The sequence below is a fragment of the Edaphobacter sp. 4G125 genome, from assembly GCF_014274685.1.
Lineage (GTDB): Bacteria > Acidobacteriota > Terriglobia > Terriglobales > Acidobacteriaceae > Edaphobacter.
The window spans coordinates 212343-234769 of record NZ_CP060393.1; the positions used below are offsets into that span (position 1 = coordinate 212343).

Sequence of the window (22427 nt, forward strand, 5' to 3'; positions counted from 1 at the left end):
GGGGAATAACGCGGATAGGCAGGTTTATGTCGCTTTACAGCTACCGAAGTGCTGGGACTCTTCGTCAGAGCAGAGACTGCAATCTCAACAAGCTCCCCAATTCAATGAGATTTATTCCTTCTGCTTTTCTTCTAATTTTTTTGGGTATGACAGGCGCTAACAGTCTGGCCCAGGGTAGCGGCTGCAAGGATACATTAGCGATTGAAAGCCAATTTGCCTCGCCCATGGGCTCGACCTACGTGCCGCTGGATAGCTGGATTTATTCGGCAATCGACCGTTTGCATGGGCTTGGCTATGCGGACCAAGCCTATCTTGGGATGCGTCCCTGGACCCGCATGAGCATTGTGCATATGCTCGCCGAGACCGCGGACAAGATTGCAGATGCGAACGACGACGAAGCCTGCACGATCTTCCACAGCCTTCAACGGGAGATGGAACCCGATGTAGAGGATTGGAACGGATCGCGCGAGCCACGAACGAAACTTGAGAGCGTCTATACCCGGTTATCCGGCACAGCAGGAACTCCGCTGCGCGACAGCTTTCATCTGGGCCAGACATTCGTCAACGACTATGGCCGTCCTTACCATGAGGGTTTTAACAACATTACCGGCTTCAGTACGCGTAGCTCGGCAGGACGGTTTTCGCTCTACTTCCGCGGCGAATATCAGCACGCACCGGGAGCCCCGGGATATAACAACGCACTCAGTACGTTGCTCTCGAATAATGACCTCATCTCGTTCACAGACCATCCGAATCAGGCCACTATTCCTTCAGGGCCGATTCCGGCAGCAAATAACTTTCGGATTGTCGAAGCGAATGTTTCTTACCTTCTGTTAAACCACCAGTTCTCTTTTGGTAAGAGCGACCATTGGCTTAGTCCAGCGCAGGGCGGAAGTTTTGCCTGGAGCAACAACGCCGAGAACATCTACGCGTTTCAAATCGATCGCGTCGAACCTCTCTACATCCCGCTTCTCTCCCAGATTACGGGCCCCTTCCGGTATCAATTCTCCGTCGGTAGCTTGAAAGGGCACACGACACCGAACGCTCCGTGGATGCACGTCGAAAAACTGAGTTTCAAACCGACGGAGAACCTGGAACTGGGCTTTGGGAGAACCGTCATCTGGGGTGGACAAAGACACGTGCCGATCACTTTCGGAACCTTCTTCAGGAGCTTCTTCCATATGACCAATGTTTCGGCAGAAGAGAAGTTTTCCAGAAATGATCCGGGGGCACGGTTCAGCTTCTTCGATTTCTCCTATCGAGTGCCCTTTGCGCGGAACTGGCTCACTCTATACTCTGACTCCTTCGCGCACGACGATGTAAACCCCATCAGCGCTCCTCGCCGGGCAGCCATCCGGCCGGGAATCTACCTGTCGCATTTTCCGGGATTGAAGCAACTGGACTTCCGTGCCGAGGCGGCCAGCACCGATCCTCCGACGAGCCGAAGCAATAGCGGCGCTTTCATTTACGCCGAAGCTGTCCAGCTACAGGGCTACACCAACAAAGGATCCATCCTGGGTGACTGGATTGGCCGCGAATCGAAAGGCGGACAGGCGTGGCTTACCTATCATCTTTCGCCTGAAGAACAGGTGCAGGTCTCCTGGCGTGGAGCTAAAGCCGCGAAGGACTTTATTCCAGGCGGCACGACCCAGAACATCTTTCAGGTCTCCGCGATCAAGAGATTTCACAAGGACTTCGAAGTGCGTGGATTGTTCCAGCACGAGCAATGGAAAGCACCGGTGTATAAGCCAGGTGGCCAAAGCGACACGAGCGTTTCCATGCAGATTACCTGGTTGCCAAAATCTATAAAGTAACGCTCTTACCGCCTGAGCGAATTTATTTGGGCATGGGGATCGATTCAACCTTGCCTGTGGCTCGCTCCGTAAACCAGAGAGTATCGCCTGCGGGTTCGATGCCGGTCGGCGTCTTAAGCCCTTCTTTGAGAACAGTAACGTTCGCCTTGTCTCCGTTGACGGTGAGGGCCAAAATTCTGCCGCCGCCATTTTCGGCGACGAAGAGCTTACCGTTCGCAGCACGCATGCCATCGGGAGCTTTGACCAACTGGTCCATCCAGATATCCACGGGAGCACCGGGTTTTCCATCAGCACTTACCGGAATGCGGTAGAGCTTATTGAAGACGACGTTGTTCACATAGAGCGTGCCATCCAGGAAGGTAATGCCATCGATGCCATTGAGCGTCCGATGTTCCAGATAGAGCTCTGCGGTGGAGGCGCCTGCCGGCAACCGGAAAATCTTACCGTTCGCGGTGTCGGTTATATAGAGCGCCTTATCAGGCCCGATCGCAAAGTCGTTGCACATACTGTTGTCTCCGGGCAGGTTCCAGCGAACCTTCTGTGCTCCGGTGCGGAGGTCGAAGCCCCGAAGAGCGGTATGCCGTTGCACGGGAGTCGTGTTCGGCACCGGGGTAAGCTGACACGTCCACAATGTATTGCTGGCAGCATCCGCGAGCATGCCGAAGAAGAATGTTCCGGGGCCTTCGGCGCTGGCGTCGATGAACTTTTCTGCTGTGGAGGAACCCGAACGCACCCGATAGACGAAGGGCGAGCTGGCGCTACCGGCGATCAACACGCCTCCTGGCGCGACGGTCATGCTCTCGGGCTGCGACTTCGCATCGCCGATCAGGATCTCAGCAGCGGATGCGACCTGGGCAAGACTTATGATGAGAGCAATGCAGGTAGCCAGACGGCGAGCGTTCGAGATAGACATCGTAAAAATCTCCTCAGTGTGATCGATTCGTACCCATGCGATGCATGGTTTTCATAGACAGGTACGAGAGCTTGTGTCAAACGATCAGTCCAGTATATGGATGAGGTCAAGACTCGGCCACTTTCCGCCTGACGCCAGGATCGTCGCGGACATGGCAGGTCACGGCCTGCTACCCTATAAGAGTCCATGTTTCACCCTACAAATAACCTCAGAATCAAGTCCTCCAAGGTCGTCCTGCCTCCCGTCTTCCTCGAAGAGGAGATGCCCGTAACGGAGCAGAGCTCCAGTACCGTCTTCGAAACGCGGCGGCAGATCGGCAACATCCTTGAAGGCACGGATGACCGCCTGGTTGTAGTCGTCGGCCCTTGTTCCATTCACGACGTCGATGCCGCACGCGAATATGCTGCACGGTTGAAAAAGGTCAGCGACACGCTCGCCAACGAACTGCTGATCGTGATGCGCGTGTACTTTGAGAAGCCGCGTACGACTCTGGGCTGGAAGGGGCTAATCAACGACCCCTATTTCGACGAGTCGTTCCACATCAACGATGGCCTGCGCATCGCTCGCCATCTGCTGCTCGATCTCGCCAAGATGGGCGTCCCGGCAGGCACTGAGTTTCTGGACATGATTACGCCGCAGTACATCGCCGACCTCGTCAGCTGGGGAGCGATCGGAGCGCGCACCACCGAGAGCCAGGTACATCGCCAGCTGGTCTCCGGACTCTCGTGCCCGGTTGGCTTCAAGAACGGCACCTCGGGCAATATCAAGATCGCAATCGAGGCAATCGTCTCGGCCAACCACCCGCACACCTTCCTGGGAACTTCGGAGACGGGCCAGTCGGCGATTCTGTTTACGGCGGGCAATCCGGAGTGCCACATCATCCTGCGCGGAGGTGGGCAGGTGACTAACTTCGATGCAGCCTCGGTCCAGACGACCGCAGAACAGATGGAGAAGGCCGCCATCAAACCACGTATCATGATCGACTTCAGCCACGCCAATAGCGGTAAAGACTTTCGCAAACAAGCAGCGGTATGTCGCGACGTGCGGGAGCAGATCGCAGGCGGCGATAGCCGCATCATGGGCGTGATGATCGAAAGCAATCTGGTTGAAGGTGCGCAGTCACTGGTGAATGGCAAGGCTCATGTCTATGGACAGAGCATTACCGATGCCTGCATCGGCTGGCCGGAGACCGAGACACTGCTCGGCGAACTGGCTGAAGCAGTGGCCAAACGCAGGGAACTGCGTGAAGCACGCTAGCTGTTGAAGCTATTTAGTCATTGATCAACTTCATATAGGCGTAGTCGATCTCGGCAGCTTCAAGAGGCGTCATCCCGGTCATCGGTGGGTCCTGCTCGACGAAAAAATGCTCCACACCTGCGCGTTTAGCAGCGGCGAGGATGGGCTTGTAGTCGATGTGGCCCCGTCCAAGTTCGGTGGGATGCGGTGCCCCAGCACCTCCCATCGTGGTCGTCACCTTCGTTCCCGCAGGAAAGTCTTTGACGTGGATGACACGATAACGATTGGGATGACGCTGGAAGTACTGGATAGGATCGGCGCCGGCGGTGACCATCCATCCACAATCGGCCTCAAACTGAACTACCACAGGGTCCGTTTCAGCGAGCAGAATCGCATAGCCGGTCTCGCCGCCGCCAAGGTCGCGGAACTCGTGCGTGTGATTGTGATAGGCGAACTGGACTCCCGCCTTCTTTGCCTCTTCTCCAATGCGGTTGGCACGTTCTGCGATGCGCTTGAAATCGTCGGCGGTCAGGCTGTTGAGTTTTGCCATGATCTCGCCGAAACCACCCGCAGTGGATGGTGGGGCGCCGGACGCCGGCAGCAGGATGGAGCTCGCGGCATAAGGTACGCGTAGCGCCTTCGCCTCCTCCAGCACCTTGGCTGTCTCTTTGAAGCCAAACTGCAGATGCGCCGCAGGGCACTTCAGGCCTGCATCGTCAATGAGCTTCCGTAATGCGGCAGGAGTGAGATTGGCAAAACCCGATACCTCGACCTCCTGATACCCCAGCGCAGCAATCTTATGCAGGGTTCCGGCCGGATCTTTTGCCAATGGCTCGCCAACGGTGTATAGCTCCAGCCCGATAGGCGATGAGGAGGCCTCGGCCCATGCCCTGGAACCGAAGGATGAGGCAAGCACAACCGCTGTTGTCTGAGCGAGAAATTTCCGTCGTGAGGTCTTAGCCATGAGACAGGATCCCCCTTCCTGAAAAGAACAGGAATCACTATACCCCAGCGCTTGACTGGTTAGGCGTCAGTGAGTTAACGACGAAGTTGATGATTTTCTTCGAAGAGCCAAGACTAGACAAACGCCAATAGTTGAAGACTCAAACGGCCTGACTGCTAAATGCTAGCCAACTTTCGCAATTGTCTCCGGTAGGAGCCTCATAGCACGTTGTTCAGAGGCTGTGATAGTTTCGCCCTCAACCTCTTTCCAAGGTAAGGTGAGTCGCATATTCCGAAACCTTACGGTCGGTTACCGAATACCCAAGTCCCCGCAGATCCAACCCATCGAACAATGCTTCGCCCGTGCCTAAGAGAATGGGCGCCGACACGATGTGAAGCGAGTCGATTAATCCAGCCTGCAGATACTGTCGCACGGTCGACACCCCGCCTCCAATCTTGATGTCTTTCGTTCCCGCAGCTTTCTTCGCGCGATCCAGTGCTTCCTCGATCCCACCAGTAACAAAGTAGAAAGTTGTTCCCCCTTCCATGACGATGGGCTCACGTTCATAGTGAGTCAGGACGAAGGTCGGTGCATGATACGGCGGATTGTCGCCCCACCAGCCCTTCCATGAATCGTCCGGCCAGGGACCACGCACGGGGCCAAACATATTGCGTCCAAGGATGAACGCACCAAAGTTTTCCATTGCCCGAGAAGCAAATACATCGTCGATGTCACCAACCGATCCGCCCTCTTGCCCGACCATTGAACAGAAGGTCCTCGTATGGAAGTACCACTGAAAGAGATCCTTTCCTCGCTTTCCGAGGGGATCAGTCAGGCTCTGTTCGGACCCGGCGCCGAAACCGTCCAAAGAGACTCCAAATCCGGCGACTCGCACTCTTGACATATCTGTTCCTTTCTCTCGTTTTTGGTTGCTAGGCGGTCACTGTCAATCACGCTCGCTGTTCCTCCAACGCCATCGCGAGTACTTCCCATTCGGCCGTAAGTATCGCTTTCTCGCTACGCAGGTCGTCGAGCTCGGCGGCATCCTTCTGCGACTGTTCGGCGGAGACAAAATTGCCTAACCGCTCCTCAGCGGCGGCAATCTTCTCTTCGAGTCGCGGGATCTCCTCTTCAGCGAACCTGAGGCGGTCTTCCATCTGTTTGAGCTTGATGGGATTCAGCTTCTTCACCGAAGCGGAAGGGGGCTCTACGACAGCCACAGTAGCGACGACAGGCTCAGGCTCTGCAACTGGCGGCTTCTTGAGATCAACGATCAGCGACTCTTTCACCTTCTCGGGGCCGCCCTGTTTGCGCCACAGGTAATCCTCATAGTTGCCGGGGAAGATGTGGACGCGCTTGTCCTCGACCTCGAAGACGCGCGTGGCGAGGCCGTCGATGAAGTAGCGATCGTGCGAGACAAAGAGCACCGTGCCGGTAAAGTTGCGGATGGCATCGAGCAGCACATCTTTCGCGCGAAGATCGAGGTGGTTCGTCGGCTCGTCGAGCAGCAGCATGTTCGAGGGCGAGACCAACATCTTTGCCATCGCGTAACGGTTGCGCTCGCCACCGGAGAGCACGCCGAGTTTTTTGAAGACGTCGTCGCCAGAGAACATGAAACAGCCAAGAAGCGAACGCAATTCGACGACGGGGACCTTGGGAGAGGAGGCGGCAATGTCGTCGAGCATCTCGGCGTTGGGATCGAGCACCTTGTACTGGTCCTGCGCGAAGAAGTCGACCAGCGCATTGTGGCCGTAACGCACCGTGCCTGAGGTGGGAGCTTCCTGCTCGCTGAGCAGGCGGATGAGCGTCGATTTACCCGCTCCATTGGCTCCAACAAGTGCGATGCGGTCACCACGCTCAATGGTGAAATTGAGATTGTCGAGGATGGTCTTCTGACCGCCATCGGGCGTGGGATAGACCTTGGTGAGGTTCTGCACTTCGATGACGGTACGACCCGAGGCCGGCGGCTGCGGGATGGTGAAGTGAATCGTTGCTTCTTCCTCGGGAATCTCGATGCGTTCGATCTTTTCGAGTTCCTTAATACGCGACTGCACCTGCTTGGCCTTGGTCGCCTGGTAGCGGAAGCGATTGATAAAGGCCTCGAGCGCGTCGATGCGATCTTTCTGATTCTTATAGGCAGCGATCAGCGTGGTGCGGCGCTCTTCCTTCTGGGTAACGTACTTCTCGTAGTTGCCGTGGTAGACATGCATCCGCTTGTTCCACAACTCCACGATCTTGTTCACCGTCACATCGAGAAAGTAGCGATCGTGCGAGATGAGGATGAACGCATTCGGATAGTCGTGCAGATAGTTTTCGAGCCAGTTACGGCTCTCAAGATCCAGATGGTTCGTCGGTTCGTCAAGCAGCAGCAGCGAGGGTTTCTGCAGCAACAGCTTGGCAAGCGCGATGCGCATCTGCCATCCACCGGAGAACTCTTCGGTTTTGCGCTGCCAGTCCTCCTTCGAGAAGCCGAGGCCACCGAGAACGGCACCGACCTGTGCATCGAGCGTATAGATGTCGTGCACATGGAGCTGATCAGCGATCTCGGAGTAACGGTCGGCTGCGGCCTGATACTCCTTCGACTTGGGGTCCTTTTCGGACATCGTGGTCATCAGCTCGAGAGATTCGGCCTCGAGAGCGTGTAGATGTTCGAAGACGGAGAGGCACTCCTCAAAGACAGTCTTGCCGCGCATAGCGAGGCCATCCTGAGGAAGGTATCCAATGGTCATTCCCTTTACGCGCGTCAGCTGGCCATAGTCCAGCGACTCGATGCCAGCCAATACCTTCAACAGCGTCGATTTTCCGGTGCCATTACCACCCACCAGAGCTGTACGCTCGTTCGGCGTAATCAGCCAGTTCACGTCTTCATATAGGAGCTTTAGGCCAAAGCGTTTTCCGGCCGAGATGAGTTGCAGCATGCACTTCTATTTTCGCATCTCGGACGTGTGGCCGCTGTTGACAGCTCTACTTGTGGCGTTGTGCGGTCCACTGGCCCTCGGCCTGGCCGTCTACCTTCATACGGCCATGGCCAGAATCGTCATCGATCCATCCAGCGAGCCGCGTTGGAGCAGGTGCTGCACTATCGCGCCAAGTACCAGTAAAGACTAGCTCGACGTAACCATCGCGCCAGGTGCCACTGACAGGCAGGTTATCGCCAAGGTCGCCGGACCAGGTCCCGGAAAGCTTGTTATTGTCGCGAGTCAGGTTCATGGTGCCTTTCATTGGGCCAGCATCGGTATTGAAGGCTACATCCCACATCCCTGCGGCTTCGCCTCCATTTTTGATCGGTTCAGGCGCAGCGGACGTGATCTTCAGGTTGGAGAAGTAAGCCTCTTCGCCCATAAAGCTGTACAGACCGATGCCGCCCCGGAGGTCTTCGCCCTTCAGTCCATCGACGATAAGACTGGGATTCGGAGAGCCGTTGATGTACAGCTTCGCGCGACGTCCGTGGACTTCGATTTTGACCCTGGTCCATTCTCCAGGCTGCATATCGGTGTACGCCTCGTAAATTGCAGGCCACTGTGTGCGTAGGACGGGCCAGCCAAAGTCGGGTTCGGAACTGTATTGCACGGAATGATTGCGCATGGCCTGGTCTTCAGCCTTTGAGTTGCCGGGCCGGAGGTAGAAGAGCTCGTACCGCGAGGCGTCTGGGCGAGCGCGGAAGGCGATTCCGATGAAGCCCGGCATGCGTACCCCGGGAGGAGTCGTGATTTTGGCCGCAACATCGGCCTCGATAGTCCCGTCGCGAAATTCGACGTCCTTGAGAAGGGTGAATCCAGATCCAGTTTTCGATTGCGTGATGATATGCAGGGCTTTGCGGCCTTTATATTCGACGACCTCAGTTTTCGCTCCCCGTGGAATAAGGTCTGCGGTGTCGGTGAACGCAAAACTGCGCGGCTCCGAAGTGGGCTTCTGTGTCTGTTCTGCGGCAACGGAGGTTCCAACAGGGAGGAAGACAAGAAGGCTGGCGAAGGCGAGGAGCGACTTTGTCGTAAGCATCAGCGAGAACGGTAGTCCACATGATGGAATGTCACAAGCTATCTGTGACGAAACGAAAGGGATATGAGGTGAACCAGCAGGGTTTCCTGGCAGAGACAACAACAAAGCTGCTCCGATACACTCAACAGTGAGAGCTTGATGCCAGGTCAGCCCCAATTATTTCCGGATCACGAACCCACTGTATTGCCTCAGCATTCGGGGGATCCCGCAGAGCCGAAACGCGCTGCGGCCCCCGTATGGCTCCAGCGACTCTCTCTGTTTGTTCTGGTGCTGTTCTGTGTCTACCTGGGCGTGCTGGTGATGCTGCTGCCGTGGTGGACGAAGGTGTGGGACCACAACCTCTTCTTCCAGTCTCACCCAACACTGGGGACGATTCTGCGGAATGGAGCGGTGAAGGGTATGATCTCAGGGCTGGGACTGTTGGATATCTGGATCGGTATCTCCGAGGCAGTCCATTATCGTGACTATCGGGGATAAATGGCCCACTGTCTCCCTCAGTTGTCAGAAAAGCGATTCTTTGAAACCTTAAGTGACTAAGCTCAACCGACGGAGAACGGCGAAGATGGCGACCCCCGAACAACCCGAAGCTCTGGAAAGCGCTGCACTGGCTTATGAAGATCCCGCTTTTATCAACTCTCCGGATGCACGCATCCTGCGCATTATGGCCGAATATCAGGAGCCGCTGACGCGTTTTCGTCGCGAACGCATCCAGGACACGGTGGTCTTCTTTGGTTCGGCACGTTTTCGCGCGCTCGATGTGGCGGCGGCGAACTTCGAACTGCTGGCCAATACGGGATCGAAGGAGCGGGCCCCTGAACAACCAGCCCGGCTCGAAGAGATCGAGCGCGGGCAGGCGACGGGCGAACGGCTTCGCCTTGCAGGAGCGGCGATCGAGATGGCTTCCTACTATGAAGACGCGCGCATCCTCGCCAGCAAGCTCGCCACCTGGGCGAAGTCGCTGCCGGGACCGCGGCATCGTTTTGTTGTCACCTCAGGCGGCGGTCCGGGAATCATGGAAGCTGCCAATCGCGGGGCCTACGAGGCCGGCGCGAAGACGATTGGATTGAACATCAAGTTGCCCTTTGAGCAACAACCGAATCCTTACATTACGCCTTCGTTGAACTTCAACTTCCATTACTTTTTCATGCGCAAATACTGGTTCGCCTACCTGGCGAAGGCGTTGGTGATCTTTCCCGGAGGATTCGGGACGCTGGACGAGATGTTCGAGCTGCTGACACTGGCCCAGACCCATAAGCTCGCCAAGAAGATCACGACGGTTATCTACGGCACTCCATACTGGAAGAGCGTCATCAATCTGGACGTGCTGGCCGAAAAGGGAGCGATCGCACCAGCCGACCTGAAGTTGTTCCGTTTTGCAGACACTCCGGATGAGGCTTTTGAGATTCTCAAGGACGACCTGACAAAGAACCACCTGAACTCCGACTACGAGAAGATGCTGCAAGAGCGGGCGCGACGAGCTGCAGCAGAGCATCTCGTTCCGCACGATCCTCTGCCGACTGCACAGGAGCTGCTTGGCCCGGATATTGCGTCGACGCGATGACATGCAAGCGATTGGCGCATTTTTCACTGTCGGCATCAGCGCAAGTCGGTACTGTAACCAGCTCGGTTAATGGGTCTTATCGATATTCAAGCCCTGTTCTTGGTGCAGTCATCGCATCGTTACATAGCTCCTTCATACTGCCCCCGAGTAGCTAGAACGCTCGGAGGGCCCATGAGCCAGTCCACCATTTCGCATTTGTGGCGTGAACCGCAGGCCGCTCGCGGCTTTAATACCGGTGTTTCCCTACATAGCCATACGAATCAGTCCAAGGAGACACTAGACTTCATCGCCGAGCTCTCACGCGATTGGGGTCTTTTACAACCTATTATGCGTTGGGCCGAACAGCGTTCGCAGCGATCCTCGGGGATCAGCCCCGACTATGCCAACAGCTACTGGACTCCACCGTTGACCCCACGGCTTGCCTTCGATCTGGAGAGCTCACAGATCGAAGACCGCTTGCAGCTTCCGGCGCTGGTCTCGATCACAGACCACGACGATATCAGCGCACCCCTGCTGCTGCGCTCCGTACCTTCGGCGCGCCACATCCCGATCTCCGTCGAGTGGACAGTTCCGTTCTGCGAGAGCGCCTTCCATATCGGAGTTCACAATCTTCCTTCCGCGACTGGCGTAGAGTGGATGGAGCGTCTCCGAGCATTTACAAAGCTGACCATTGCGGAGCGTCCACCGAAGCTGCTGCGCGAGATCCTGGCCGAGTTGGATGAGATCCCCCAGGTGCTGATCGTCTTCAACCACCCCATCTGGGACTTATATCGCGTGGGCCGAGAGCGGCACCAAGTACTCGTCAATGAGTTTCTCGCCGTATACGGACAGTACATCCATGCGCTGGAACTGAATGGGCTGCGCGATTGGAAGGAGAACCGCGAGGCAGCCACACTGGCCGGCAAGTGGAACCAGTTGGTGATTTCCGGTGGTGACCGTCATGGCGTGGAACCCAATGCCAACGTCAACCTGACTCGAGCGACCTCGTTTACCGAGTTCGTTCACGAGGTTCGTCGCGAGCGTCAGAGCCACGTACTCTACATGCCGCAGTATGCCGAGCCGTGGAAGCATCGCATTCTCCAGTCCACGCTGGACGCCATCCGCAACTATCCTCACTTTCCAGAAGGCAGCCGTCAGTGGGACCAGAGGGTCTATCATCCTGATGCGGCCGGCAATATGCGCCCACTTTCTGAGTTGTGGACTTCGGAGGGCAATCGCGCTCCCTCTTGGATTCGTATGATTCTTGCTTGTGTCCGCATGATGGGAGCAGCCCCGCTTTCTGGAACCTTGCGCTTTGCCTGGGATGACTCCGCAAAGATGCGTGCGGATCTGGCACAACAGGAGATATAGAAGATATCCATCCGAACAGCGATGCCGTATGCCCTTCCGCTTGTTCTCTTATAAAGCATCTTTCGTGATCGGAGTCTTCTGTCTTCGGCTATGCTGATGTGCAGAAGGAGAAGGCATCCGCATGATTCACTTCGACTTAGCGCATCGCAAGGTTCATTACCCTGATGACCGCCGCTTCAGAATCTGGATCGACCGGCGTTTCGTCTATGCGTTCCTACTGCTCGTATTCGCCGCCTTCGCTGCTGCATGGATTCAGCGAATAGGTTGGGGCCTTCCGCATATCTCCATCAACCCAGATCTGGATCAGGGCAAGATCAGTGGCCCCCATGGCTTTCCTGGATGGATTCGCTGGACACACTTCTTCAATTTTCTCTTTCTTACCATGCTGATTCGTAGTGGTCTGTCGATTCTGATGGATCACCCCCGCCTGTATTGGAATGACGACTGCACCGCGAACTCCGAGTGGATACGCTTTACTCCTCTTCGAGTCCCAACGGACCGAATCTGGACCGCAAAGGATGATGCTCGATATATCACCCCGCTAGTTGGACTCCCTGGATACAGACATACAGTCGGCATGGCTCGTTCGTGGCACTTCATCAATGTCTATGGATTTGTGTTGACGGGTGTGGTCTTCGTGGTTGGACTTTGCACGACCGATCAGTGGTTGCGGCTGGTTCCCACATCGCCAGCAATCTTCAGCGAGGCATGGGCGACCTTCGTGCACTACGCAACCTTTACGCTGCCACCAGAGCCCAACGGATTCTACGGGTACAACGCGCTTCAACAGCTCGCTTATTTTTCCACTGTGTTCATCATGGCTCCGCTATCGATTCTGACCGGGCTGGCGATGTCGCCCGCCTTGGTGAACAGGGCACCATGGTATGCGCGGCTGTTTGGCGGAAGGCAGTCGGCGCGCTCGATTCACTTCCTGATGCTGGTGGGGTTCTCGGCTTTTATCGTCGTACACGTCACGCTGATTGTGCTGACTGGGTTTACCCGGAACATGAACCACATTGTTCTGGGCAAGGATGCAGCAAGTTCGCTCGGTCTATGGCTTGGGCTGACCGGAATCGCAGTTGTGGTTTGCGCATGGATTGTTGCTCATCTTGTGGCCTGGAAGTATCCGCGAAGAGTTCAGCACGCGCAGAAAGCCATATCGCAACCTGTGCGTCTTGCAACACTCAATCGGCTCTCTCCTATCCACACCTACACGCGCGATCAGATCTCTCCTCGTATGTGGCCCAACGGGATGCTTCCCCTAAGAGAAGACTGGAAGGCGCTACGCGACCAGGGATTTCGAGATTATCGACTGAAGATTGGCGGCCTGGTGGAGCACCCTCTCGAGCTCTCGCTGGCCGAGATGGAAGAGATTGGGCGCAGCGAAACCATTAGCATGCATCACTGCATCCAGGGGTGGTCAGGAATCGCGGGCTGGGGAGGAATCTCCTTAGCGAAGATCATCGAACTCGCGCATCCATACCCAACGGCCCAAACCATTGCCTTCTACTCCTATGGCGAAGGTTTATATGGAGGGACATATTACGATACGCAGTCCATCGAGAATGCACTGAAGCCAGGAAGTATGCTCGCCTATGAAATGAACGGCAGCAGGCTCAAAGAAGAGTATGGCGCTCCTCTGCGTTTGAGAGTGGACAATCAACTTGGATACAAGATGGTGAAGTGGGTCGAACGAATCGAGTTTGTGGAATCCGAGAAGGTCGTTGGTAAAGGAGAGGGCGGCAAGAACGAAGATGACGAATATTTTGATCTGTTACCGAATATCTAATGTCCAACTCTGACGCGCATCGTAATGCAAATACCAACTTTGCTCACGTCGAGCTTCTGCTGGAGAGGCTACGCCTGCCCTTCCTGTTGCGGCATCTTCCTTCAAAGCTCGTCTGGACAACTTACGTTTGCATCAATTGCTTCATCAGCATTGCGCTTTTAGCGCTGCTCGCCGAGGTCAGCGGAAGCCCTTTTGTCTTCCCCTCACTCGGCCCCACGGCATATCTCTTCTTCTTCTCTCCGCTGGCAGAGGTTTCCAGCCCCCGAAACACGATTCTGGGCCATGCAGTTGGATTGATCTGTGGGTATGGGGCATTCTGGGTTACCGGAATGCACGCTTTTTCTCAAGCGACAGGGCAAGGAATCTACTGGCCACGAATTTTTGCTGCCGCGCTGGCGCTTGCAGCGACCGGCGCCCTGATGGTGCTGTTCTCTGTCAGCCACCCTCCAGCAGGAGCTACTACACTGATCGTCGCGCTCGGAATCCTCGCAAAGTTTCAATACCTCTTCGTCATTGAAGCTGCCGTTGTTTTGCTCACCATCCAGGCTTGGGTCTTCAACCATCTGGCCGGATTACCTTATCCGAAGTGGCACACCCCAAAGGGATGAATCGCCGCATGCACAAAGCATCGCAAAGTCTTTAAACTCGTCACAAACTGTTTGACATAGATAATCTATGCCAGGTACGGTCGTATGACATAGACAGTCTATGTTAGGTTGAGGTGTCAAAAGTGAAACGCGATGAAATTCCCCCTGGAACGCTCTCCATGCTCATTTTGAAAGCGCTCTCACTGCATGGGTCGCTGCATGGATTCGAGATGGCGAACTTCATTCAGCAAAGCTCAGAGGATGTGCTTCAGGTGGAAGAAGGCTCACTCTACCCTGCATTGCAACGCATGCTCATCAAGGGCTGGGTGACAGCTGAGTGGGGAGTTACAGATGGCAATCGCCGCGCACGCTACTACAAACTGACCGCCTCGGGTCGCAAACAGCTTGCCACCGAACTCTCACAGTTTCAACGCGTCTTCGGGGCGATCAACCGCATCGTCCAGACTGCATAGGAGCCGGATATGTCTTTGAACGAAGCTCTACGACGCATACAGATGTTGTTTCAAGGCAATCGCTTTCAGCAGGACCTGGAGGAAGAGATGCGTCTGCATCGAGAGCTTCGTGAGGAAGAGTACATCGAGCGCGGCGAGAATCCAGAAGTGGCGCACAGAACTGCAAACCAGAAATTTGGCAATCCCACTGTACTTCGGGAGAAGAGTTATCGGGCTTGGGGATGGAATGGTCTCGCGACCGTTCTGCAGGATCTCCGCTATGGAATGCGTTCCATGATGCGCAGTCCCGCGCTAACGCTTGTGGCGTTGTTGTCACTGGCGTTGGGTATCGGAGCGAATACAGCCATCTTTAGCTTTCTGGATGCGGTGATGCTTCGTTCGCTGCCAATCAAAGATCCGAAACAACTCGTCCTTCTAGGAGAAGGACTCGATAGCGGCCAAACTGATCGTTACGGCTCGACCGATCTCTATTCCTACCCCTTCTTCCGGCAGTTGCAACAGAGAAACGCTGTCTTCTCTGATGTTGCGGCAGTTCTAAGCATGCGCAATGATGTTCACGGTACAGTCGACGGACGTGATGAGACAGAGTTAATCCATGCGCAGATTGTTTCGGGCAACTACTTCGCAACGCTTGGTGTGCAACCGGTGATGGGAAGAATGTTGAACGAGGCTGACGACAGCAGTGAGGGCGATCATCCCGTCGTTGTCATCAGTGATACGTGGTGGAAACGCGGGCTGGCAGGCGATCCCAATGTACTTAATCGCAAGATCAAATTGGGCACAACAACCTTCAACATCGTAGGCGTTGCTCCGGCCGAGTTTTTCGGAACAAAAGTTGGCGAGAAACCTGACATATGGGTGCCCGCTTCCATGATCCAGTCCGTGCCTCCGAACTGGAACTACTACAAACAGAACTTCTCACAGTCCTTCTTGATCGTTGGGCGCTTGAAACCGGGCACCACAATCAAACAGGCTACTTCAAATGTGGATGTACTTTATCACCAGATCATTCGCGGTTTCTCTGACGTGGATACCAGCAAGAGGAACATGGAACATCTGGATGAGGCGCACGTCCAGCTGACCTCTATGGCCACTGGCATCTCGGGTCTGCGTCAGACCTTCTCTGAACCATTAAAAATCCTGATGGCCATTACAGCGTTGGTTCTACTGATCGCCTGCGCTAATATTGCAAACCTGTTGCTGGCTCGCTCGACAGTGCGTGTACGCGAGTTCGCGGTCCGACAGGCTCTTGGCGCGCAGCGCGGTAGGTTGGTGCGGCAGCTACTAACAGAGAGCCTGCTACTAGCGACAATCGGCGGCATGCTTGGTGTTGCATTTGCCGCGTTTGCCAATCGCCTGTTGCTGCGCATGATCTCTTCTGGACCAGATGTGATTCCGCTGGATGTCTCGATCAACATGCGGTTGCTGCTGTTCTGCATGGCGATCACGGTTCTTACTGCACTTATCTTCGGTTGCATCCCGGCGTTGCGCGGTACGCGAATTGCGATTACAGAGACGTTGAAAGATGGCCGCAGCACGTCGAATACAAACGTGCGAAATCCGCTTGGCAAATCGCTCATCGTCTTACAGGTAGCGATTTCACTCGTGTTGATGGTGGGGGCGATTCTCTTCATACACAGTCTTGCCAACCTGAACAAAGTCGATACCGGTTTTAATCGCGAAGGCGTGCTGCGGATGGAGATCGACGCAACAGTAACGAACATCAAGCCTAGCGATCCGCGAATGATCTCTATGTTTAGGGAGATCGAGGAACGCGTGAGCACCTTACCCGGAGTTAAGGCTGCGAGTTTTGCTGCATTCTTCTACCACCAGGGAACCTGGAATAACAGCATTCATGTTCCTGGTGTTCCCTACAACGAGAACATCGACGTCAATCACAACGTCATTGGCGACGGCTACTTCAAAACAATGCAGATTCCTCTGCTGGCCGGGCGCAGCTTCGGACCACAGGACACGTCAACCTCGCAACGCGTCGCCATCATCAGCGAGAGTGTAGCCAAGAACCTCTTCCCAGCAGGCGTCAATCCGATTGGTCATCACTACTACACACCGTCGGAACAGCCTGCGAATGACCGGGTCGTCATAGGGATTGCGAAAGACGTCAAGCTCAGAAACCTGAATGAAGAACAACAATACATCGACTATTTTCCGAGCACGCAGTCTCCGTGGGGCTTCCAGCACTTTGCTGTGCGCTATGACGGGGATGTTACGATGATCGCAAATGCAGTACAGCAGACAATCCACAGCATTAACCGAACACTGCCGATCGGCAACATTACTACGCTCGACAAGCAGGTAGCCAGCTCAATCACCAATCAGCGTCTTGTGGCACAGCTCTCCGCTTTCTTTGGAGCACTGGCTGTTTTCCTTTCCTGCATTGGGATCTATGGTCTGATGTCGTATATGGTGGGCCGACGAACCAATGAGATCGGTATTCGTATCGCCATCGGAGCAACACGAGCAAACGTGCGTTGGCTGGTCATGCGAGAGATTGTGCTGCTGGTTGCTATCGGGGTCGCAATTGGAATCCCCGCTGCTTTCGCTGGAAACCATATCGTCGGCAGTATGCTCTTTGGCCTCAACGGAATGGATGTAGCCAGCTTGTTGTGTGCAATTCTTGCCTTGCTCGGTGTTGCTATCGTCGCAGGCTATCTGCCCGCGCAACGTGCTGCACGGGTCGATCCTATGGTTGCACTTCGCTACGAATGAGGGACCATTATCCTCCCAACTCCGTGATGTTAAAAATGCATGAATGTAAAACGGCGTCGAGAGATCGCGAGCCTCAAGTAAAGTATCTTCATGCGCATGCCGCGGGTAGCCTATCTTCCCGATTCCTTCCATGAGATTAACGGCGTTGCGCATACTAGTCGCAATTTCGCGGCCTATGCTGAACGGCATAACTTGCCCTTCCTTTGCATCCGCGCTGGCTCGCGTCCGCACCCCTTCGAACAGATTGCGGAACAGCGTACATTGGAGTTGCCGCGATCACGAGCAGCCTTTCAACTGGAGAAAGACCTCCAGTTCGATCCTCTCTTCTTCCGTCATGCCGGAACGATCAAACGTGAGTTACTTCGTTTTGCTCCAGATATTATTCACATCACCGGCCCCAGCGAGCTGGGCATCTTTGGTGCTTACTTCGCCTGGGAACAGGGGATTCCGCTGGCAGCCTCGTGGCATACCAATGTGCATGAGTACGCCGCCCGCAGGCTGGAGTGGCTGACACGACATCTTTCTCCAAGCTCTGCACACGGCCTTGAGCAACACGTTGAGGCTGGCTCCCTCTGGGCCACCGCGCGGTTCTACTCGCTTGCACGGGTGCTCTATGCACCGAACGAAGAGCTGTGTCACATGCTCGAGCAGGCTACACATCGCCGATGCCATCTGATGCAACGCGGTGTTGAAACAGAGCAATTCTCGCCAGCGCATCGCACGCGGCCTATCGATGATTCCACCCTGGTATTGGGTTATGTCGGAAGATTGTCGATCGAGAAGAACGTCGCCTTGCTGACACAGATTGAGCTTGCTCTCCTTGAGCGTGGCATCTCGAACTTCCGGTTTTTGATCGTAGGTCATGGAGCGGAGGAGGCTGCTCTGCGCTCAGCGCTCACCCACGCAGATTTACCTGGAGTCCTTCGCGGTGCCGATCTTGCCCGCGCCTATGCCAACATGGACATCTTTGTCTTTCCCTCGCACACCGACACTTTCGGTAATGTTGTGCTGGAGGCGTTATCGAGTGGCGTGCCGGCGATTGTTACCCCCGACGGTGGCCCGAAGTACATCGTGCGCGATCAGCAGACCGGTTTCATCGTTCCGGATGAAGGTTTCGTCCCGGCCATCGCAGCTCTCGCGCAGGATCGGAACCGCCTTACCGAGATGCGAGTCGCGACACGTGCCTATGCGCTTGCATGCAGTTGGGACGCAGTCTTCGACCGGGTTTACAAAGGCTATGAAGATGCGCTCAATGAAAAACGAGAAGCATCCTACGCGACTGATACACACGGGTAAACAAGAAGCTAACGGTTGGCCATGGAGCTATGGCGCGCGCTACGCAGTTCGATCGCCTGGGTTAGGATACGGTCCGCCATCGCGATCTTAGTGCTTTCCTGCAGTTCCGTCGTCTCCGCTGGAGTCAGGAACCACCCGGCATTACGATCTGAATCAAAGCCGGTTACAGTTCCCGAAACATCATTGACGACCAACGCATCGACACCTTTGCGTGCAAGCTTTGCTCGCCCATTAGCGAGTACGTTCTCCGTCTCCGCGGCAAAACCCACTACGAGGGTACCCGGCTTCTTTCGCTCGACAATCTCACGCAGAATATCGGAGGTCGGCTCAAGCTGGAGAGTCCGGGGACCTTCTCTCCTGATCTTTTGGAGCGACGCCTCGGCAACACGATAATCGCTGACGGCGGCAGCCATCACAACAAGACTGGCTTCCCCAAACCGGGCTAGCACGGCAGAGCGCATCTCCTCGGCGGTCGTAACCGGAATCATCTCGCACCCCTCTGGCATTGGCAACGATGTAGGTGCGCTAATCAGAATGACTCGCGCCCCACGACATCGCGCGCGGGCAGCCAGTGCGTAACCCATTTTTCCGCTGGAACGATTCCCGATAAAACGGACCGGGTCAATCGGCTCGCGCGTTCCGCCCGCAGTAATCAGAACCGTCTCCCCGGCAAGATCCTGCAATGGCGGGGTGTTATGCGAAAGCACCTCAGCAACTGCGGCGACGATTGAGCTTTCCTCCGCGAGGCGACCACCGCCAACCATCCCACAGGCGAGGTAACCGCTGTTTGGTTCTACGATAGTTACCCCACGTTGCCGAAGAACCTCAAGATTTGTCTGCGTGGCAGGGTGCTGCCACATGACGACATTCATCGCAGGAGCCACAATCACCGGAGCGGTGGTCGCAAGATACATTGTCGTGAGGAAGTCGTCGGCGACACCGTGGGCAAATTTGGCGAGGATGTTGGCGGTTGCAGGTACGACGATCAGGGCAGCAGTGGTTTGGGCTTCGTTAATATGCTCAATGCCTGAAACCTCACCGCCGGAGGCGCCTGCATCTTCGCTCCACAAGCTGGAGATCACCTTGTGGCCAGTAATCGCGGAAAAGGTTAGGGGCTGGATAAACTTCTCGGCTGCTTCGGTCATGACCACGTGCGGATCGAAGCCCGCATCCTGAAGCTGGCGCACGACTTCGACAGCTTTATAAGCTGCGATTCCGCCGGTAACCGCTACGGTGACCTTTACGCGCTCGGTAGCCATCTGCAACCCCTCCGCTTCTATATATACGCCTTTGTATGCTCGACCACGAGGAACAGCTGCGCAAGAGCGTGAACGTTATCATTCCTAACGAATTGCAGCCATTGCGGCGCGAAAGAGGGTTTCAAAGTCTTCAGCGACCGAGGAATCCTTTTCGATAGCAGTCTCTATGGCCTTCTGGGCGACAGGACGAGCATATCCAAGATTGACCAGCGCGGAGAGAGCATCGTCCCCAGCGGGTCCATGGTGCGGGCCTGCGACTGCTTGCGGCACAGCCATATCGTCAAGCTTGTCTTTCAGCTCAAGCACCACCCGCTCGGCGGTCTTCTTTCCGATCCCAGGGATCTTGGTCAGTGTGGCATGATCTCCGCCACGAATCGCAGCGACGAGCCGGTCGGACGAGATTCCGCTCAGGACGGTGATAGCGAGCTTTGGTCCGATACCGCTGATGGTCAACAGCCGCTCGAAGAGACGCTTCTCCTGAGTATCCGCAAAACCGAAGAGCGCAATCTGGTCTTCACGCACATGCGTATGGATGAACAGTTGGGCTTCAGCACCCTCAGCGGGAAGCTCGGAGAAAGTTGTGACCGAGATTGCGACGTCATAGCCGACGCCGTTGCAGTCGATGATGGCCTGGTTGGGTGTCTTGGAGAGCAGGCGTCCGCGAAGGTGAGCGATCATGCTTTCACGATTCTAACTGCCAGACCTTAAGCGGTCGCGGATTGAGACATGGAAAGGAACAACTCCATTGATGGTAGCCACGGACATCGCGTACTATCGAGCGGCAACAAGGACCCTAAAACAAGAACGCAATCTTTTGTCCGAGGAGGCGTGATGAAAGCAGATTCAAAGAGCTTCAACCCCTGGGTAAGGTTCTCTGCAATTACGGCGACATGCGTTGCCATGATGTTGCCCATCGTGCCTGGCGAAGCTTCCGGCCAGACGGACTTGAAGCCACAGACGATGCCTGGTATTGGACAGGTGGATGCTCGATATCTCTCCTACAACATTGAGGCGGTTGAAATTACGGGTGGGCGATTCTGGAAACCCTACAAAGACATCGAGGCCCAACAATCGGCGCGCACGGCGCAGGTAGACGAAAACCATACGGTAGGGATGGACCCAGCGTTGTTCCAGTATCGTTCTCCGATCAACCTGGAGAATCCTCGACTACGTAAGCTCACCTTGGCTCTGGGACCCGCGTATGTCCGGGTGAGCGGCACCTGGCGAAACAGCACGTATTTCCAGGACAACAATGAGCCCGCCCTGAAAGAGCCTCCGAAGGGCTTCAACAGCGTGATGACACGCGCCGAGTGGAAAGGCGTGGTGGACTTCTCTCGTGCCACGGATGCGCAAATCGTCACATCGTTCTCTATCAGTCCTGGAGTAAGAGATGCTGATGGCGTATGGACGCCACAGCAGGCAAAAGAGGTGCTGGATTACACGAAGCAGATCGGCGGCCGTATTGCGGCAGCGGAGTTTATGAATGAACCAACGTATGCAGTGATTGGTGGGGCTCCACGAGGATATGACGCGACTGCATTTGGCAAAGACGTCAAGGTTTTCAAGATGTTTTTGCGTGCCGAGTCTCCGGCAACGGTCTTCCTGGGCCCTGGCGGAGTGGGCGAAGGAGTCACACTGGTTGGCCCTTCGCAGATGCGAATGCTCAGCTCTGAAGATCTGATGAAAACGACTGGGCCTGTCTTCGATGCGTTTTCGTACCACTTTTATGGAGGAGTCTCGCAGCGCTGTGCAGCGGGACCTGCGGCAACAATGGGCACAACTGCAACGGATGCGCTTACTGCTGAATGGCTGGATCGCGCGAACAGGGTAGAAGCCTTCTATGCGAAACTCCGGAATGCTTATCTGCAAGGTAAGCCAATGTGGCTTACTGAGACCGGACAGACAGCCTGCGGAGGCGATAAGTGGGCCGCGGAGTTTGTCGATAGCTTTCGCTTCCTCGATCAGTTGGGCGCCCTGGCCCAGAAGAGTGTAAAGGTTGTAATGCACAATACACTTGCGGCGAGCGACTACGGTCTACTGGACGAAGAAACCCTGGAGCCACGGCCCAATTACTGGGCTGCACTGCTATGGAAGCGAACTATGGGAACGCGCGTGCTGGATCCTGACGTTGCTCCAACCGAAAATTTACGGGTGTTCGCGCAGTGCATGAAGGGTTCCCGCGGCGGGGTTTCGGTGCTGGTTCTGAACCTGGATGAAAAGCAGGAGCAGACCATCCAGTTTCCTCTGGCGGGCGAGCTCTATACGCTCTCGGCTCCGGCGCTGTCCAGCAAAGAGGTATTGCTCAATGGCATTGCGTTGAAGGCAGCTCAGGACGGAACGATACCTGCCCTCAAGGGAAAGGCCGTCAAAGCAGGTACGCTGCGCTTTGCACCATTAACGATCAGCTTTGTGACTTTGCCGGATGCGCAAAACGCAAGCTGCATGGAACCATAACAAGCTACGTGCTAGCGAGGCGA

Annotated in this window: 18 protein-coding genes; 11 read left to right on the plus strand and 7 right to left on the minus strand. The window is 55.5% G+C overall.

What is annotated here, in order from left to right:
• Positions 1 to 146: 146 nt before the first annotated feature.
• Positions 147 to 1814: a capsule assembly Wzi family protein gene (locus tag H7846_RS00945; RefSeq protein WP_186694485.1), complete on the plus strand. Its 1668-nt coding sequence runs from the start codon at positions 147 to 149 to the stop codon at positions 1812 to 1814.
• Between the two features lie 22 nt (positions 1815 to 1836).
• On the opposite strand, the gene H7846_RS00950 is transcribed toward H7846_RS00945, so the two are convergent.
• Positions 1837 to 2727 carry an SMP-30/gluconolactonase/LRE family protein gene (locus H7846_RS00950; protein ID WP_186694487.1) on the minus strand — a complete coding sequence of 297 codons (891 nt, stop codon included), beginning with the start codon at positions 2725 to 2727 and terminating at the stop codon, positions 1837 to 1839.
• A gap of 186 nt (positions 2728 to 2913) precedes the next feature.
• On the opposite strand from H7846_RS00950, the gene H7846_RS00955 reads away from it, so the two are divergent.
• Positions 2914 to 3984, plus strand: a complete 1071-nt coding sequence (locus tag H7846_RS00955; RefSeq protein ID WP_186694489.1) for a 3-deoxy-7-phosphoheptulonate synthase — start codon at positions 2914 to 2916, stop codon at positions 3982 to 3984.
• Positions 3985 to 3997: 13 nt separating this feature from the next.
• Here H7846_RS00955 and H7846_RS00960 read toward each other — a convergent pair whose 3' ends face one another.
• The 4 genes from H7846_RS00960 to H7846_RS00975 all read right to left on the minus strand — a co-directional run bounded on the left by H7846_RS00960 (position 3998) and on the right by H7846_RS00975 (position 8905).
• A complete protein-coding gene (locus H7846_RS00960) occupies positions 3998 to 4927 on the minus strand; it encodes a sugar phosphate isomerase/epimerase family protein (protein WP_186694490.1) in 930 nt (309 codons plus the stop codon).
• A 235-nt stretch (positions 4928 to 5162) separates the two neighbouring features.
• Complete coding sequence (locus H7846_RS00965; protein WP_186694492.1) at positions 5163 to 5810, minus strand: dihydrofolate reductase family protein; 648 nt, start codon at positions 5808 to 5810, stop codon at positions 5163 to 5165.
• Between the two features lie 46 nt (positions 5811 to 5856).
• On the minus strand, positions 5857 to 7824 hold the full coding sequence (abc-f, locus tag H7846_RS00970; RefSeq protein WP_186694494.1) for a ribosomal protection-like ABC-F family protein: 1968 nt from the start codon (positions 7822 to 7824) through the stop codon (positions 5857 to 5859).
• Positions 7825 to 7870: 46 nt separating this feature from the next.
• A complete protein-coding gene (locus H7846_RS00975) occupies positions 7871 to 8905 on the minus strand; it encodes a family 16 glycoside hydrolase (protein WP_186694496.1) in 1035 nt (344 codons plus the stop codon).
• Between the two features lie 138 nt (positions 8906 to 9043).
• Here H7846_RS00975 and H7846_RS00980 point away from each other — a divergent pair, with 138 nt between their 5' ends.
• The 8 genes from H7846_RS00980 (at position 9044) to H7846_RS01015 (ending at position 18691) form a co-directional block, all read left to right on the plus strand.
• Positions 9044 to 9382 (plus strand): hypothetical protein, encoded by a 339-nt coding sequence (locus H7846_RS00980; protein ID WP_186694498.1) that lies wholly within the window; start codon positions 9044 to 9046, stop codon positions 9380 to 9382.
• A gap of 85 nt (positions 9383 to 9467) precedes the next feature.
• Positions 9468 to 10466, plus strand: coding sequence for an LOG family protein (locus H7846_RS00985; RefSeq protein ID WP_186694500.1), 999 nt, complete (start codon positions 9468 to 9470; stop codon positions 10464 to 10466).
• A gap of 171 nt (positions 10467 to 10637) precedes the next feature.
• Positions 10638 to 11816, plus strand: a complete 1179-nt coding sequence (locus H7846_RS00990) for a hypothetical protein (protein WP_186694502.1) — start codon at positions 10638 to 10640, stop codon at positions 11814 to 11816.
• A 121-nt stretch (positions 11817 to 11937) separates the two neighbouring features.
• Positions 11938 to 13605, plus strand: a complete 1668-nt coding sequence (locus tag H7846_RS00995) for a molybdopterin-dependent oxidoreductase (RefSeq protein ID WP_186694504.1) — start codon at positions 11938 to 11940, stop codon at positions 13603 to 13605.
• Positions 13605 to 14213: an HPP family protein gene (locus tag H7846_RS01000; RefSeq protein ID WP_186694506.1), complete on the plus strand. Its 609-nt coding sequence runs from the start codon at positions 13605 to 13607 to the stop codon at positions 14211 to 14213. Before H7846_RS00995 ends, H7846_RS01000 begins: the two co-directional genes overlap by 1 nt.
• Before the next feature lie 122 nt (positions 14214 to 14335).
• Positions 14336 to 14665, plus strand: a complete 330-nt coding sequence (locus H7846_RS01005; RefSeq protein WP_255460760.1) for a PadR family transcriptional regulator — start codon at positions 14336 to 14338, stop codon at positions 14663 to 14665.
• Between the two features lie 9 nt (positions 14666 to 14674).
• Entirely contained in the window at positions 14675 to 17395 is a 2721-nt protein-coding gene (locus tag H7846_RS01010) for an ABC transporter permease (RefSeq protein ID WP_186694510.1), read from the plus strand.
• Between the two features lie 90 nt (positions 17396 to 17485).
• Entirely contained in the window at positions 17486 to 18691 is a 1206-nt protein-coding gene (locus H7846_RS01015) for a glycosyltransferase (RefSeq protein WP_186694512.1), read from the plus strand.
• A gap of 8 nt (positions 18692 to 18699) precedes the next feature.
• Here the strand turns inward: H7846_RS01015 and coaBC are convergent, their stop codons facing one another.
• Positions 18700 to 19950 carry a bifunctional phosphopantothenoylcysteine decarboxylase/phosphopantothenate--cysteine ligase CoaBC gene (gene coaBC / locus H7846_RS01020; RefSeq protein WP_186694514.1) on the minus strand — a complete coding sequence of 417 codons (1251 nt, stop codon included), beginning with the start codon at positions 19948 to 19950 and terminating at the stop codon, positions 18700 to 18702.
• 84 nt (positions 19951 to 20034) lie between these two features.
• Complete coding sequence (gene ruvA / locus H7846_RS01025) at positions 20035 to 20628, minus strand: Holliday junction branch migration protein RuvA (protein ID WP_186694516.1); 594 nt, start codon at positions 20626 to 20628, stop codon at positions 20035 to 20037.
• A gap of 153 nt (positions 20629 to 20781) precedes the next feature.
• On the opposite strand from ruvA, the gene H7846_RS01030 reads away from it, so the two are divergent.
• Entirely contained in the window at positions 20782 to 22404 is a 1623-nt protein-coding gene (locus H7846_RS01030; RefSeq protein ID WP_186694518.1) for a hypothetical protein, read from the plus strand.
• The last annotated feature ends 23 nt before the right edge of the window (positions 22405 to 22427 follow it).